This is a genomic window from Nitrospira sp. (assembly GCA_005116745.1).
Classification (GTDB): domain Bacteria; phylum Nitrospirota; class Nitrospiria; order Nitrospirales; family Nitrospiraceae; genus Nitrospira_D.
In genome coordinates, this window is record SWDS01000006.1 from 430784 (window position 1) to 446258 (window position 15475).

Annotated in this window: 15 protein-coding genes; 5 read left to right on the forward strand and 10 right to left on the reverse strand. The window is 59.2% G+C overall.

Annotated features, from left to right (window positions below; all coding sequences use genetic code 11):
• Positions 1–9: 9 nt before the first annotated feature.
• Together E8D52_07730 and E8D52_07735 are read left to right on the forward strand one after the other, a co-directional pair.
• On the forward strand, positions 10–5328 hold the full coding sequence (locus E8D52_07730; protein TKB68863.1) for a hypothetical protein: 5319 nt from the start codon (positions 10–12) through the stop codon (positions 5326–5328).
• A gap of 2 nt (positions 5329–5330) precedes the next feature.
• Positions 5331–7040 carry a hypothetical protein gene (locus tag E8D52_07735; protein TKB68864.1) on the forward strand — a complete coding sequence of 570 codons (1710 nt, stop codon included), beginning with the start codon at positions 5331–5333 and terminating at the stop codon, positions 7038–7040.
• A gap of 104 nt (positions 7041–7144) precedes the next feature.
• Here the strand turns inward: E8D52_07735 and E8D52_07740 are convergent, their stop codons facing one another.
• From E8D52_07740 to E8D52_07785, 10 genes are all read right to left on the reverse strand, one after another.
• Entirely contained in the window at positions 7145–7624 is a 480-nt protein-coding gene (locus E8D52_07740) for a nuclear transport factor 2 family protein (protein TKB68865.1), read from the reverse strand.
• A gap of 209 nt (positions 7625–7833) precedes the next feature.
• Positions 7834–8064 carry a hypothetical protein gene (locus tag E8D52_07745; GenBank protein ID TKB68866.1) on the reverse strand — a complete coding sequence of 77 codons (231 nt, stop codon included), beginning with the start codon at positions 8062–8064 and terminating at the stop codon, positions 7834–7836.
• A gap of 61 nt (positions 8065–8125) precedes the next feature.
• The gene (locus tag E8D52_07750) at positions 8126–8725 is read right to left on the reverse strand and encodes a pyridoxamine 5'-phosphate oxidase family protein (protein ID TKB68867.1); all 600 of its coding nucleotides are present in this window, start codon (positions 8723–8725) and stop codon (positions 8126–8128) included.
• 66 nt (positions 8726–8791) lie between these two features.
• Positions 8792–9166 carry a hypothetical protein gene (locus E8D52_07755; GenBank protein ID TKB68868.1) on the reverse strand — a complete coding sequence of 125 codons (375 nt, stop codon included), beginning with the start codon at positions 9164–9166 and terminating at the stop codon, positions 8792–8794.
• A gap of 264 nt (positions 9167–9430) precedes the next feature.
• On the reverse strand, positions 9431–11008 hold the full coding sequence (locus tag E8D52_07760) for a GAF domain-containing protein (protein TKB68869.1): 1578 nt from the start codon (positions 11006–11008) through the stop codon (positions 9431–9433).
• A 144-nt stretch (positions 11009–11152) separates the two neighbouring features.
• The gene (locus tag E8D52_07765; protein ID TKB68870.1) at positions 11153–11365 is read right to left on the reverse strand and encodes a type II toxin-antitoxin system HicA family toxin; all 213 of its coding nucleotides are present in this window, start codon (positions 11363–11365) and stop codon (positions 11153–11155) included.
• Positions 11362–11583 carry a type II toxin-antitoxin system HicB family antitoxin gene (locus E8D52_07770; protein ID TKB68871.1) on the reverse strand — a complete coding sequence of 74 codons (222 nt, stop codon included), beginning with the start codon at positions 11581–11583 and terminating at the stop codon, positions 11362–11364. The genes E8D52_07765 and E8D52_07770 overlap by 4 nt, the downstream gene beginning before the upstream one ends.
• A gap of 243 nt (positions 11584–11826) precedes the next feature.
• A complete protein-coding gene (locus tag E8D52_07775) occupies positions 11827–12261 on the reverse strand; it encodes a DUF1810 domain-containing protein (GenBank protein TKB68872.1) in 435 nt (144 codons plus the stop codon).
• A gap of 147 nt (positions 12262–12408) precedes the next feature.
• A complete protein-coding gene (locus tag E8D52_07780) occupies positions 12409–13677 on the reverse strand; it encodes a hypothetical protein (GenBank protein ID TKB68873.1) in 1269 nt (422 codons plus the stop codon).
• A gap of 182 nt (positions 13678–13859) precedes the next feature.
• On the reverse strand, positions 13860–14033 hold the full coding sequence (locus tag E8D52_07785; GenBank protein TKB68874.1) for a DUF1810 domain-containing protein: 174 nt from the start codon (positions 14031–14033) through the stop codon (positions 13860–13862).
• Positions 14034–14362: 329 nt separating this feature from the next.
• On the opposite strand from E8D52_07785, the gene E8D52_07790 reads away from it, so the two are divergent.
• The 3 genes from E8D52_07790 to higA all read left to right on the forward strand — a co-directional run bounded on the left by E8D52_07790 (position 14363) and on the right by higA (position 15366).
• Positions 14363–14707 carry a type II toxin-antitoxin system RelE/ParE family toxin gene (locus E8D52_07790; protein TKB69444.1) on the forward strand — a complete coding sequence of 115 codons (345 nt, stop codon included), beginning with the start codon at positions 14363–14365 and terminating at the stop codon, positions 14705–14707.
• Positions 14704–14994, forward strand: coding sequence for a Fis family transcriptional regulator (locus E8D52_07795; protein TKB68875.1), 291 nt, complete (start codon positions 14704–14706; stop codon positions 14992–14994). The genes E8D52_07790 and E8D52_07795 overlap by 4 nt, the downstream gene beginning before the upstream one ends.
• Before the next feature lie 69 nt (positions 14995–15063).
• A complete protein-coding gene (gene higA, locus E8D52_07800) occupies positions 15064–15366 on the forward strand; it encodes an addiction module antidote protein, HigA family (GenBank protein TKB68876.1) in 303 nt (100 codons plus the stop codon).
• The last annotated feature ends 109 nt before the right edge of the window (positions 15367–15475 follow it).

A 15475-nucleotide genomic window follows, 5' to 3' on the forward strand; every position in this document is an offset into this window, starting at 1 on the left:
ATCAGCAGCGTGAGACCGATCTCTGAAGGATCAGATATTCCCGAACGGGTGCCCCCGGCATTGCTCCGGGCATGGGCAACTAAGCTCCGCCAATTGCAGGCAGCGCACGACCGGGCCGTCGCGCGGGCCCAGGCGGCGCAACGACGGGCTGCCCTGCTCATCAGGCAACGGGCGCTCTATCAGGCCGAGTTGGCTCGGGTGAACGCCAAGATCACAGCCACGCAGGAGGCCGTGACTCGAAAGAAAGGCGACGTGGCGGCACTGTCGGCGCAAGTCGACGAACATCGAACCGCCCGCGATGCCGCGACGGCCCGGCTGCTTGGCACGGATCGCCTCAGCGGCACAGTCGCGACGACGCATCCTCTGCTGCTGTTCCCCGTCCGCGTAGAAACCAGGTTTACCTCGAGGCGGACGGGACCGGGCACCGACCTTCTGCTCCGCGTGTATCCCGACGACATTCATCTCGACAGCCACGAACCGGCCCTCACGGAGGAAGAAGAACGCCGCAGCAAGGAGTTCTGGGCCCATGTCACCGCCGCGTCCGTAGGCACGGATCGGCAGGAGCACCTCAGGCAAGGCTGGCAACGACTCACCGAACAATTCGGCACGACTCGCGCCGCTTGGATCGCCCACGTGCTTGATCTCGCCCAAGCCGGAACGGTCGCGCGTCGGGACGACAGCTGGACGCGCGCTCCCCACACGCAGGTCCTGCCGGATCGCTGGGTCGCTATTGGCTATCGCAGCGATGCAGCGCGTGTCACTGCCTGGGGCAAGACAATCCCGGAGACCGTGGCGGTCGGGCCGGACCCACGCGGCACGGGCCCGGTCGGTAGCAATGGACTGCCGCCTGTCGATGAGGGCATGAAGTGGATCACCGATTTCGATACGGCTGAATCCATCGGGATGGGTCTACGTATTCCCGTTACAGAGGAAGACGCCCGGGCAGGTTTCGATCGGATCGTCGTGCTGGGCCTCAAGGCCTCATGGGATGCCCCGACCACGGCCGACCGATTGGTTCGACTGCTCGATGCCCACCATTACACCGGCAGCCTTGCTCTCGTGGAGCAACAGATGCCCACGAACAACACGGCGGAAGCCTCCGCCGGGTATCGTTCGACGGGGCGCGATGTCGCCGACAGCATGGGCGTCGAACTGGGTGCTTCGCTCCTCCGTCCTGGGTCCGACGGCGAGTTGCTGGCGCAGGCCCTGGGCCTGCCGACTTCCGTCTTTGCCCATGTTCGCGGTGCCGACGGATCGGAACAACGCCGGTCCTCGCTGATGCAATCGGCTCTGCTCGCGCTTTGCGACAGTCCGCTCTTACGGCAACTGCTCGGCGCAGCCGGAGCGGACGTGCTGCGCGACCATTTCACAAAGTACGTCCGTGCTCGCGGGCCACTGCCGGTCTTGCGTGTCGACAGCCAACCTTACGGCCTGCTGCCGGTGGCGGCACTCGACCGCTGGATCTCGGCGACCGGTCAGGACCAGGAACGGGCGTTGGCTACCTGGTGGCGTGCGCAACGATTGACACGCCGCCGCCAGGCGTCACAAGCCCTCCAGACCACGGTTGAATCCAACCCCGTCGTACTTTTGGCGCAGGAAGCGAACGCCTCCCGCTACACCTTGCGCGAATTTCCCGAAGTCTCCACTCAACAGCCGCCCCTGCCGAAGCGGTTGCTGACCGAGGCCTTCCGGACGTTGCTGCTGACTCGCGCACTCTCCACTCCGCACGAGCCGGCCTGGGACGAAGTGACGGCCCTGCCTGAACCGGTTCGGCAACAACTGCTCGCGGAAGTGATGGATCTGCTCACCTACCGCCTCGATGCCTGGGGCACATCCCTCGCCACCAGGCGGTTGGCCGTCATGCGGCAGGCGGCGCCCTCCGGCATCAGGCTCGGCGCCTACGGCTGGGTAGAACAGGTTCGACGTGCGGCCTCGCTGCAACCGGTTCCGGCACTTCCGGCCGGTGTCCCTGCACCACTCTCACGCTCTGAACAGAACAAGGGCTTCGTCCACGCTCCTTCGCTCGGGCATGCGGCGGCCGCCGCCGTGCTGCGAAGTGGCTACCTGTCGCAAGAATCAAATCGCGCACCCGGCGCGTCGCCCTTTGCCGTCGACCTTTCATCAGAGCGGGTCCATCGCGCCAAGTGGCTGCTCGACGGAGTGCGCCAAGGTCAGTCCCTGACCGCCCTGCTCGGATATCGATTCGAACGCCATCTCCACGAACGTGGGCTGGACCGCTATATTCAGCGATTTCGCGCCCTCACGAGCTTCACCGGTACCGACCGCTTCGCCGATATTCGCGATACCCTCACACGGGCTGAGCGGCTGGTGCACGAGGTGACCGTGCTGACGGCGCAACGTGATCAGGCCCTGCGCCGGGCTGAAGACGCCCGCGGCTTGAAGGCCGAGCGAGAGCGCCGCGCGGACACCTATCGCGCCGAACTGGGGACGGTCGCCACGCTCGCGCAACAGGCGCAGGCCGCGCAGGCACAGGTGGCGCAGGCGGCTCAGGTGCTAGCGCAACAACAGGCGGCAAAACCGCAGGGCAAGGTGATTCAACCCACTGTGCGGCGTTATGCCGTCCAGTTGTTGGAAGCGCGGGATTTGGATGAGTGGGACAATCGCGTGGAACAGCTGACCCAGGCCCATACCACCGCCCTGGCCCAAGCCGCCGCCGCACAGCAGGTCGTCAGCGACCGGGATGGCTCACGCCTGCTCGCGGAACGGGCCCAGGCCAAGATGCTCAATGCTGCTGATCCGGATTCCATTCCCGCCGCGCAGCAGATGGCGGTCGGGCAAGAAACCCTCGCCGCAGAACTCGACCGCCAGGTCCTCGCCAAGGAAGGCGGGCAGCGCGGTAAGGCTATGAGCGATCTCCTCGCCGCCAGGACCGCACTCACCACGCGCCTCGCCGCGCAATGGAATGAGGCACTAAAATCGTTGTCGGCTGCCGCCGTCGTCGACGGACTGGCCCTTCACCGGCGATGGAGCGCAAGCCAACAACGCCAGGCACCACAATCTCCCTGGGATGTCACCACCATTCCGTTCGGCAACGCGACCTTGGGATTTCCACCGCCCGGCAGCCCGGACTTCACGGCGCTGGTGGAGGCGCTTAAGGCACTCGACGATCTGGTCGACTCCGTGGGGGACAGTGTCGTGGCCGAGAGTGTGTATCAGCTCGTGCAAGGCAATCCGCTGCGCTCAGGCGCCACGCTGGATGCCATTGCCGCGGGTGAGGTTCCGCCGCCGGAATTGGACGTGATCCGCACGCCGAGAAGCGGCATCGGACTGACGCATCGCCTCTGCACGCTGTTCTCGGCGACCGACGGGACGGCACCGGCAGGCTGGCCGACGACCGCCCCATCGGCACGCGCCCAGGCGGAACCGATCCTTAACGCCTGGGTAGCGACGCTGCTACCGAACCCGGCCCAGGTCCGGTGTAAGGCGGATTACGTCAATCAGCAGGACGGCCAGGTCTATCACACGGTAGAGAACGCATTGACCTCGCTCGGACTGGCGCCGCTGGATGCCGTTTATCTCGCCGAAGGCAGTACTCGTGCACAGCAAGCCGAACTGGAGCAGCGTTGGCGATTCGTGTTGCAGCAGACTCGTCCCACGACGGTCCCGCCGGATGCGATCATTCGATTGCAGTTCGGCCGCGGCAACGGCTGGAGCGCAGAGATCGTCAGCGTGAGCGAATGGTGCGAGGTCGCGACCACGGTGAGGCGTCTGCTGAGCAATGCCCGCTCACTGGACGGCCGTGACCTGTCATTGCCCGAATCACCCGCCGACTCCGGGCTGAACCATGACGAGTTTACCGGCCGCACCACCCGCGCAGTGCAATCCCTGGCTGATGCGCGCGCTAGGCTCAACGGCCTTCTGCCTCCGCCTTCGTCGGATGACCTGACTGCCAACCTCGACGAGGTGCGCCGTGCCCTGTTCGGTTTGGCGAACTACGGCATACCGAGCGCCGTCCCAATGGACATCGGCGGCACGGGACCGGAAGCGCGGTCGTTGCTGCTGACCCAGGCGCGGTCGGTCGTCCTCGAAGCGCAACGTCGGATGAACCGCGTGGCCGAATCCGAACAAAACTTTGTGCGTGCGAACGCCACGCCGGAAGAACGGCGCGATCACGACCTGGCTCGTCTCCGCATCATCTTCGGCCAGGACTTCCTGGCGCTGCCCCGCGTGACCGCAGCCAACGCGGCACAATTAAACGAGACATTCGCCGCCGGACTCTCGCTCCAAGGCCAAGATCCGATGGCAGCCGTGACCTGGTTTCAGCGCGCTGCCTACGTCCGCCCTGGCGCGACGCGGCTGAACGAAGCGATGCTCTATGCCGAAACTGTGGGGAGCGCCGCACTCCGGTTCCATGTCGGACAACTCCCCTTTCAGGCGCAGGATCGCTGGGTGGCCCTGCCGCAGGTGCCGGACAAGCCGTTCCCGCGCGGACGCCTCTCACTGGTGGCGCAGATGGCGTCGGCACAACCGCTCCGTTTCGATCAAGCTTTCTGCGGGCTCCTGATCGACGAGTGGGTGGAGACGGTGCCGAGCCCCAAGGAAACGACTGGCCTGGCCTTTCATTATGATCGACCCAACAACGCGCCTCCTCAGGCGCTCTTGCTCGCCGTGCCTGCAGACCAGCGGACGACCTGGGACCTCAACAGCCTGGAGGCTATCCTGCACGAGACGATGGACTTGGCCAGGCTCCGCGCCGTGCCACCAGACAGTGGCGAGGAATTGATTTGGGTGGAGGATCAGCTGCCGGAAGGCGCCACGCCGCTCGGCGACGGTGAAGGCTGGATCTGGGTTCGCACGAAACCGGAACCGCTCTCCGGTACACGTGCTCATCAATCGGTGTTCGCCACCGGCATGCACCAACACTTTTTCCAGGGCGCCAAGCTCGCCATGTTCGTCAGTGTAGGAGACCGGTTGTTCGCGCATGTCTATCTCGATCCCGCGCGTATGCCTCGACAAGTCATGTTGCAGTGGCACGCAGGCAATTGGGATCACCGCGTCTACTGGGGTGAGAACCTCATTCCCTGGGGTACCGACAATACCGTCAGCCGTCAGTACATGGGGCCTCTGCCGCCGCCAGGCCGGTGGGTGCGGCTCGAAGTGCCTGCCGAAGCGGTAGGATTGGAAGGACGGATCGTGGAGGGCATGGCCTTCACCCTGTTCGACGGTATGGCCACGTGGGATCGTTCCGGCAAACGTGCGCTGCAGCCGGTCGGTTCCGGAGAGCAGGACCCGTCGGCCCCGGCGCTGTTCTTCACCGGCGGCACCCTCGACTTCACCAGCGTCATTGATCCAGCAATAGGAGCTTAGGCATGCCCTCTCGAATCAGACTCGACCTCAGCACCCACAACCCGGACTTGCAAGACGGGCTGCAAGCGCGCATCCACGATCCGCTTTGGATGCTTGGCCGTCAATGGCAGTTCGGCGAGTTCAACGGGGCCGATGCGGGTTCACCTGCCGCCGCGCAGGTGATCGTGGACATCGCCGCCGTCACTCGCTATCAACCCGGCCCACGCTCTGGCCCGCATCCAGCCAGGCCCTACGCAGCTGCTGGCCTGGCGTTGGAAACGCTGGTAGAAGCGGAACCGGTGACGGACGACTCACACCCCAACTGGCGGCTCGCGGCCGAATCGGGACGGCATCTATTTCGCCTGCTGGAAACGGCCAGGCTCGGGCCCACACGCGCACAGTGGTTGGCTAGTACGTACGTCCTGGCCGCCCCCACAGCGGAGCAGGCCAAGCAGATCGATGCCTCGAGCCTGTCCTTCATCCATGTGCTGAGCGGCCGTACCATCGACGGCTTGCGGTTTGCCGCGCGCCTGAGAGTGTTGCAAGCCGGCGACAGGTTGGCGGAATTGTTTCGAGAAGCGCCGTTCGATCAGGTGAGCGAGGTAGATCGGCCCAAGCTCCTCGCCATCATGACCACCTGGCTGACCTGGCTCGACGGCCTCTTCCAGCAAGGCAGCGCTCCCTCCGCGTGGATTCCCGAACGGATGGAGTACGCCCTGAGTGTCTCTGCCAAGACGACGTCGAGCGAAGTGGTGCTGACCGCACCGGAATATCTGGATGGGCGATTGGACTGGTTTTCGTTCACGACGAGTTCGGGGACTGGTCTGGGCGCCACCGAAAGCAGCACCTCAGCCACGGAGGCTTTTCTCCCGGCGCCGGTCTCGTTTCGCGGCATGCCCTCCGCGCGCTTGTGGGAATTCGAAGACGGCGCCGTGAATTTTGCGAGCGTCCAGGCCGCGCCGCAGGACCTGGCCCGCCTGCTACTCGTGAAGTTTGCGCTGGAATACAGCAACGATTGGTTCCTCCTGCCGCTCGAACTCCCCGTCGGGACCCTCTCACAGATCCGCGCACTCGTTGTGACCAACACGTTCGGCGAACGGTTCCTCATTTCCCACACGACCGACGTGGATGGGTCCACCACACCCTGGCGTATGTTCAGCCTCACAAACGACAAACAGCACCTGTTCTTCCTGCCGCCCGTCTTGGGACCGATATTGGAAAGCCGGCCTGTTGAGGACCTGTCGTTACTGAGAGATGAAATGGCCAACGTGGCCTGGGCCGTTGAGCGGGTCGTCGAAAGCGCCGCCGGTCGTCCATTGGATCGTCATGAAGCGTATCAGGAGTCGCTGGCGGACCAGCCGTCATCACCGGCCGCTGGCGGTGCACCCTTGATGTACCGGCTCGGCACCACCGTGCCGGACTATTGGATTCCGTTGCTTCCAGTCAAAGTTGGTACAACTCTGCGGCTCACACGTGGCGTCCTGCCGGCGTTCGGTGAGGGAGGCATTCAGGGCGTGCAACTTCCGAAGGGACAATTGCTCGAACCAGCTCGCGAGTTGCTGCTCTATGAGGAAGAAGTGCCACGGGAAGGTGCGCGCGTCACCAGGACCTATCAATATGCGCGCTGGATCGATGGATCAACTTATCTCTGGATGGGTCGACGGAAACAACCGGGGCGAGGCGAAGGATCAAGCGGTTTGCAATTCGATTCCGTCCAATCGTCTGGCGGCTGATCTGTAGATAAGAAAACTCTTCGAGGACAAACGAGACATTATGGTCGTATCGGCCATAGGCGATCCTCTCGGTGAACCACTTCAGGATCACCGGTTAATCAAAGTTAAAGGCCAAGGTCTGAGAGGCAAGGGTGACCATCAGGACGCCTGCCCAGTGGCCAGTGATACTTCCGCTCAGGCTCTGTGATGGGAAGATCATTGATGCTCGCGAGACGCCGCCGCATCAGACCATTGTCGTCAAACTCCCAGTTTTCATTGCCATAGGATCGGAACCAATTTCCTGAATCGTCGTGCCACTCGTACGCGAACCGCACAGCGATTCGGTTATCGTGGTATGTCCACAGTTCTTTGATCAAGCGGTAGTCCAGCTCGTGGCTCCACTTGCGAGCTAAGAACTGAACGATAGCGTCTCGTCCCGTTAGGAACTCTGAACGATTTCGCCACTGACTATCGGCACTGTAGGCCAACGACACCGTTTCGGGGTTGCGCGTATTCCACGCATCCTCTGCCATGCGAACTTTCTGGGCTGCGGATGCACGATCGAAGGGGGGAAATGGAGGCCTGGATTGGTCGAGAGGGCTCATGATGATGACCTTCTTGCATTGAGATGCGATGTCGGAGTGAATGGCATTGACCATCGGCTCCCACGCGGTATCACGCTAGATTAGCCGTGGTAATAGCGCTCTTTGACGATCTTGCCGTCGTGCCAGTCAGTTTTGACGGCTTGTTCGAGCCTAATGGTTTCTCCGTTCTTCAATTTCAAGGTCAGCACTGCATCATAGAAACTGGTGTTTCAGACGATGGCTACAGCACCGATGGCGTAGCTGACAAACGCCGCCACTCCAATGGTTTCTCTGAACTTGTCTAGTCTTTCAATGGAGGCTTGTTTGCCTATGATGGGTGGCTGATTGCCTTCCTGTGTGACGACCGAATCCGCAAAGTAGATCTTCTGCCCCTCGGTCATTCGCCCCTCCGTCAGGATGCCCAACATTTCTTGCACTGTGTCCTGTATCTGCTTGCTCATATCGATTTCTCCCTCATGCCTTACGGCGTTAAATGGTGCTGTTACTGAATCGCGGAAGCTCTTATGGGTTCATCCGAGACAGTTGAGTCTCGAGCTTGGCAATCCGGCTCTTGAGCGGACCCACATACGCTTCGACCTCTTCCGCCGAATATCGTGGCGTGATGTACTTGGGACAGTTCCAGTCGAAGGAGACGACATCGATAAAGACGAGCCGCTCAACACTCGACTGCATTGTTTGATCAGCGAGTTGTGCGACGAGTTCTGGATGGGCGCGAGCATCTTCCACACGGGCATGACCAAGAATCTTCAAGCGCGCTCGGTTCTGGTAATCCATGAGAAACAGTGCCACACGATCGTTCACTGAAACGTTGCCGGTCGTGAGCAGCTGTCGATTGCCTTTGTAGTCGGCAAAGGCCAGCGTCGTCTCGTTGACCATCCGCAAGAATCCCTTGGGCCCGCCACGATGCTGAATATAGGGCCACCCGGTTTCGCTGATCGAACCCAGATAGAAGCTGTCCCGCTCTGCAAGAAACTCAGCTTCGGCTTGTCCCAGCGGGTCTCGTTCGGGAGCCCCTGCAATCTTCATGGCCCTTCCGTAGTAGTGGTTCTGTGCTCGGCGTACGGCTTCCGTCATCGCCAGCTCCAAGTATTTCAACGCCATGGTTGTGTACTCCCTGTCGAGAGGACATGACGACGGGTTACGCCGCATGCCCTCTCATGCTCAATCTCAGAACACGATCGTATTCCACCCCTCGGCTACGTACCGGCGCAGGCTCAACAGCCCCGCTGTCCCAGCGAGGGTATGGTCTTTCACAATCGGCACACCGCAAGCCTTGACGCTTTCTGTTGCCCCAAAGACCTCGGCGCAACCGCACGAGGCCCCTTGCACGACATCACGCACCGAATTGTAGAGGCCATTGGCTGGGTGAGAGAGTTTGGTGAGCTCAGCCGGCCAACGAGTTCCGGTACCATTGAAGACGACAGCGACTTCATCGCCTTTCTGTTTACATTCAGAGGCGAGGGCCAGCGCGTTAAAGACTCGCCCAAGCGCTTCCTCTGAACCGCTCTTCGGATCGGACAGAATGATGATCGCTGTTTTCATGGGTTCTCCTTGGATGGAATGACACTCACGAGATTGTGGATGTCTGTTTGCCTTGTTGTGTCCTACAGATCGATCGCGATATTTATCCGTCATGGCAAGGCCGGTGCCACGCGTCACGACGATCAGTGAAGCAAGATAAAGCGCTTGAGAAACAGGCAGTTGCCGCACTATTAGCGGCAAGATGAAGCAGAACGAAAGAGAGACGCTTCCACGAAATGTCGTGGAGCTACGATATCTCGTGGGAGGGGAACGTGAGATTCATTGCTAGGCGGTGGGGAGAGGTTTCTTGATGCCGAGCTTTTGCATCCGGGATCGAAGGGTGTTGGGATGGAGACCAAGTCGAGTCGCGGCGCCCTGTTTCCCTTCGATGACCCAGTTCATGTCTTGAAGGATGCGGAGGATGTGGCCTCGTTCCACCTCTTCCAGTGAATCGGCGACTGGCAACAGCGGGGTGGATTTCCCCTGAAGCATCACCTCGTCGATCTGAAGCATCGGTCCGTTCGCGAGAATCATGGCCCGTTCTATGACATTTTCCAACTCCCGGATGTTACCAGGCCAGGAGTATTTCATGAGGCGATCCATAGTCGATTGCGACACCCCGTCAATCTTCTTGCCCATCTTGTGTGAGAACTTGGCGACAAATCGGTTGACCAAGAGTGGGATATCAGAGGCACGGGCGGACAGAGGTGGCACCTCGATCGGGAACACGTTCAGTCGATACAAAAGATCGGCCCGGAAGGAACCGGCCTTCACCGCTGCATGAAGGTCTCGATTCGTCGCAGCAATGACTCGGACATCGACTTTGGTTGAATGGCCGCTGCCGACCCGTTCAACCTCCCTTTCTTGTAGCACCCGTAGAAGCTTGACCTGTGCGTCCAGCGGTAACTCTCCGACTTCGTCCAGGAAGATGGTCCCACCGTCCGCCAACTCAAATCGGCCGATGCGGCGTTGTAATGCTCCCGTGAACGATCCCTTCTCATGGCCAAAGAGCTCACTTTCGACCAGGTTTGCGGGGATCGCTCCGCAGTTGACCTTCACTAGCGAACGAGCTTTTCGCGGGCTCAGGTTGTGAATGGCCCTGGCCAGCAGTTCTTTCCCGGTTCCTGTATCTCCACGAATCAGGACCGTCGAATCCATCGGTGCGACCTGTTCGATCTGTCGGAGCACAGCCTTGATGCTCGGGCTCTCACCGACGATCTCCTCAAAATTATGGTCAAGTTTGATCTCCTCACGAAGATAGAGATTCTCCGCCTCAAGTCGAGTTTTGAGCTGTGCAACTTCTGTAAAGAGTTGCGCGTTCTTGATCGCAATGGCGGCTTGGTTGGCAAAGATCGCCAAGCGCTCGAACTCTTGTTCGCTCAATGGCCGTCGCCCGAACATCGCAATCACGCCGAGCAGTTCCCAGCGGAACTTCAGCGGGTAGCCGGCAAAGGAGCGGAGGCCGTTATCCGTCATCCACTGTTTGTTTGGCAGGCGGTCGTCGCCGAGCACATCGTTCGTCTGCATCGGTCCAAAGCCTTGCGCAATCTTTCCGATCTTGAGCGCCCCCAGCGGAATACGGCGATATTCTCCGTTGAGGTCGGTGTAGAGCCCCGTGCTTGCTTCAAGGTGCAGGCAACGAGCCCGATTCGTGCAGTTTGCCGCTTTGTAACACTCGGCACAGAGATCGCCGGGACCTAACAGCCAGATACGGGCGAAGGCGCCATCGAGTTCATCTACGAGTCCTTGCGTGATGGTAGTCAGGACTTGCTGCAAATCCAGACTCGATGCCATCTGGAGGGTAATCTGCTCCAATGCGTCGTGAGATGGGTGGGAAGGAACCGAAGAATGGGGATTGTCCATTGTGGGATCTCCGAGCCGGACATTGCCCAGCCTGGAGGACGATAAGTGCCTGATAGAGGATTGTCAATCAGCAGGAGAGAGGCTGGGTGCGAGACTGAAATGCGTTGCTGGCCGGGTGAGCAATAGCTTTGCCAGCCTCGGTCTTCACAGGTCTTCTGGTGTAAGACCTGTCACCTTGGAGAGGCGGGCCAACATACGCGGACCGATCTCGTCGCGATCATGAAAAGCGAAAACGACATCGGGCCATCCAGTCCGTTGTAGAATTTTATGAGAACCGGTCGTTCGTTTGATCTGCCAACCGATGCGGAGGAGTCCGGAGAGAACGCGAGAAGCTTGAGTCGACGGCCAACGGCTCATGCCGCAATAAACGAGACGTTCAGCAGCTCCTCAGGTACCGCCTCGTCATGTTCGAGGCGATCGGCCATTGCACGAAGAGCCAAGGCTTGGACAGCCGCAAGCGCAGCACCTTTCGTTTGCCCATAGGCCATCACGCCAGGGAGTGACGGGACCTCGCCAATCCAGCGGCCATCTTCCTCTTGTTCTAACTCGATTTTGAATTGAGTAACCTTCGCCATAAGCATCCGCTAAGTCGTCCGACTAGTGCTAGGCTAAGCCCCACTAGGCGGAAAATCAAGTAGCTATCTGAGCGGGAAAGGGAGCGGCCTGGCCCCTTCTTACTCACAGAACACGCATGATAGGAGCAGCTGCCTTGGACAAGAGCGTGTCTCTGTACGCTGGGGGTTGGACGGGTGCAAATGTTGCGCGCAGATCGTGCGAACGCTCATCTAGCCGAATAGTTCCTGTTACCTGTATCTGCTCTAAATCGATTGCTGTGCCAGGATATTCAGCGTCATTTGGTCGGGCTTGCCGTCGAAGTACTTGAGCAGGGCATCTTTGAAGAGGGTGTTGTCGGTGGCAGCCGTCAGAAACAAGGTCATGCAGGACCGGAATTTAAGATGGTCGGGGTAGGAGAAGATCTCTTCAGCGCTGCGACCATTTACGTCAAGGACAAGCTGCGTACAGGCTCTGAGCCTGGGGCCGAGGGTAGAGTGTTGCAGATAAGCTTTGGCCTCATCGAGTGAGCCAATGGCAAACTGCTGCGCCATTTCACTGCGACCAAGCCCGGCGATCTGAGGAAAGATGAACCAGATCCAATGGCTGGACTTTCTCCCGGCCCGCAGCTCAGCAAGGACTGTGTCATAGGTGGGCGCTTGGGCGGTGAGGAAACGGTGGAGATTGTAAGCGTCGTTCATAAGCTATCCGCGGCCAAGTATGCATTGCAAGACCTGACGGTTTTTCCTTTACGGGTACAGCCCGTGACCTCAAGATGACGTATCAAGCCTCCCATGCCAGGCTGGGGGTGTCCGACCACTTCTAGCAGCCAATTCCACTGAACCCCGTTATGAAGAGAACAGCTTCCACCACGGTGATCGCGTTCTCACGTCCTCAGGGAGTCGATGCCAAGTTGCCGTGCTGTCGTTCACAGCTGTGGTGAGTTCTTCACGCGAACGGGAAATAGAACCAACTATGCAGACACGAAATACAGTGCCATCATGATCCACAAACCAATTCGCCACCGCGTGATTTCTGTGGCCATTCACATGGAAACTGACATAGGTACTCACCCCTGGCAGACCGGCACGTATCGAATACTCTGCCCATTCGAACTCAACCGCTGAGTCTCCGTCGCGTCCCCATTCATGCATATGCTTCTCAGCTACACGACGCAATTTCTGTATCACGTGCCGCCCCTTGATGGACGGAGAAGGCACACGCCATACATCAAAACTATAGGACCCCCTCTGTGGCACGGTTGCACGGATAAATGGGGTGAGTGACGAATCCATCCTTGTTGCCATCGCTGGACAGACACGAAACCGAGGTGGAGGAATGATGGAACATCCAGACCGTGAGAGAGCCATCGGTGTTTCTGGTTCGGGGGAAAGTGGAGTCCGAATACTCAGGTTGAGTGGTGTGGTCAGAGCCCAATGCAGGGCTCGCCGGATCGCACTCAAGGGATGATCTGGGAACTTTTCATCAAGCGTGGGATCATCGATCCTGGCCTGAGAAACCTCAGAAAGTCCAAGGTCACCATCCTCTTCCGGCTGTTGACGAGTGATTACGAGAACGCTCTCCCGCACCCCGGTCATATTGGCTCGCCGAAGTGCGCTCAGATAGACCGTCCCCTGTTCAAGCGAGAGCACGATCCGCCCGACGATCAACTCATCTCCGGCACTGTAGGTCAGTCGATGGATCACCACCAGTACTGGAACGTCACTGATCGTCGCTCGTTCAATGGAAACGACTGGAGACCAGTTTGGATCTCGCTTGGTCCGTGGTAACGAGAGGAGGTTGCGCACAGTCTCTCGCGTGACAGCATCGATATCTGTGCCCTGCTCTACAGGAGGAATGGGAGATTTGGTTTTCGCCATCTCAAAGTAAGACTCGAAGACTGTAATCGTGTCGCGACGAAGATCTTCTCGTAACACCTCATCGTGCCTGTTTGAGAGATCAACGATCAGTGGTGAAAACTCCAGATACCAATCGACCCGATGTGTGGGATCGCAAAAAGAAGCAAACTCACCCTCGTCAGCGTCGAGCTGCCATGAAGATGGAGGCGTGAACTGCAGACCATGAATACCGGCATGGAGATCAGCAAGAAGACTCATGGGGCAACACTCCTCCCCTTAGATACTGGCAAGTGAAACAAGCATGAACACAGTCAGTGTTTCCTCCCACCCAGTACTTGCCACCATCAGAAACGAATTAGCCCTGCCGATTAGCATACAATACAGATTCGTGGTTTGATGACCAAATTAGCAAAAGGTCTCTTGAGTATGTCTCAAAAGATTCACGGTAAATGTTTGAGACTCACCTTAGTTGCCAATTCAAGACCGGCGATCTGCGGAAAGATGAACCAGATCCAGTGGCTGGACTTTCTCCCGGCCCGCAGCTCATCAAGGACTGTGTCGTAGACGGGCTCTCGGGCGGAGAGGAAGCGGTAGAGGTTGTAGCCGTCGGTCATGGGCAGTGCCCGCGAAGCATTTTCTTTTTCCCTGAAACCACCGTGCGCCGCAAAGTGATTTTAGTACCTGCGCATTCGAGAATAAGTCAATTTTCAGACCTGACTTCACAGCCACATATTTCCGGTGAGCTGGAAATGGTCTCCGTCGAAGAATTTCAGGACTAGCCCCCTGCTCTAACCAAGAGGCTGGTTGCCGTACGGCAACCATGCCGCACCCGGCCAGCAATGGCGGCTTTCGTCATGCCATGGGAATGACCAGACCAAAGCGATTAGTATGTGCTTGACAGGCGTACCAAAGATGGTACGATATGGAAAACGTAGGGAGCGCGATGCAAGTGAAGCGTGTTACCGCCCGGTTTTATGTCACAGGAGCAGGCGCAAATCCGGTGCGTGACTGGCTGATGCGGCTTCCCGTCCCTGATCGTCAACAGATCGGGCACGACATCCGCGCCGTGGAATTTGGCTGGCCGGTGGGCATGCTCTTGTGCCGATCCTTGGGTGCGGGGTTATGGGAAGTCCGCTCGACCTTGCCCAGCCGCCGCATTGCGCGGGTGCTGTTCTGTGTCGGTGGCGGCGAATTGATATTGCTGCACGGTTTTATCAAGAAGACGCAGAAGACCCCGGCAGGGGATTTACAGATAGCCGCGAAACGGATGAAAGAGGTGCAATCATGAAGAAGCGCAAGAATCCCCATATCGGCGGCAAGTTTGAGGACTGGATGAAAGAGCAAGGCATGTATGAGGAGGCGACCAGCGCCGCTATCAAGAAAGTTGTCGCGTGGCAAATTCAGCAGGCGATGGAAGAACAGAACTTGACCCGGACGGAAATGGCACGGCGGATGGAAACAAGCCGGGTGCAGCTCAACCGCTTGCTCGATCCCACAAACGACGGCGTAACGCTGGCCACCTTGAGCCGTGCGGCGGCCATTGTTGGCCGTCGGCTGCGTCTGGAATTGGTGTAAACCAAGAGGCCGGTTGCGCCGCACGGCAGACCACTTCCCGCCCCACGAACGAGAACAGAGGGGGTACAGATGAAACGCTATCGACAGAACCCGCCGCACCCCGGCGATTTTATCCGAACGGAAATTATTCAACCGGCTGGCCTGTCCGTGACCGCCGCCGCCGTGCTGGACGTGTCGCGCCCTGCCCTCTCGAATTTGTTGAACGGCAAGGCCAATCTGACCGGCGATATGGCCTTGCGGATCGAAAAGGCGTTCGGCGTTAAAATGGATACGTTGATGAAGATGCAATCCAACTATGACATTGCAGAGACGCGCCGCCGTGAGAAAGAGATTAAAGGCGTGCGGCGCTTCCATGCGACGCTGCACCCGTGACGACTTCATTGTCTATAGGAGCTCAACTGTTTTGTCCCTAGGAGCCTGTCCGATATTAACCCTCACGCACTTGTATGCAGCCTCAGGCTCCTGTAGAAGCATTGCTACG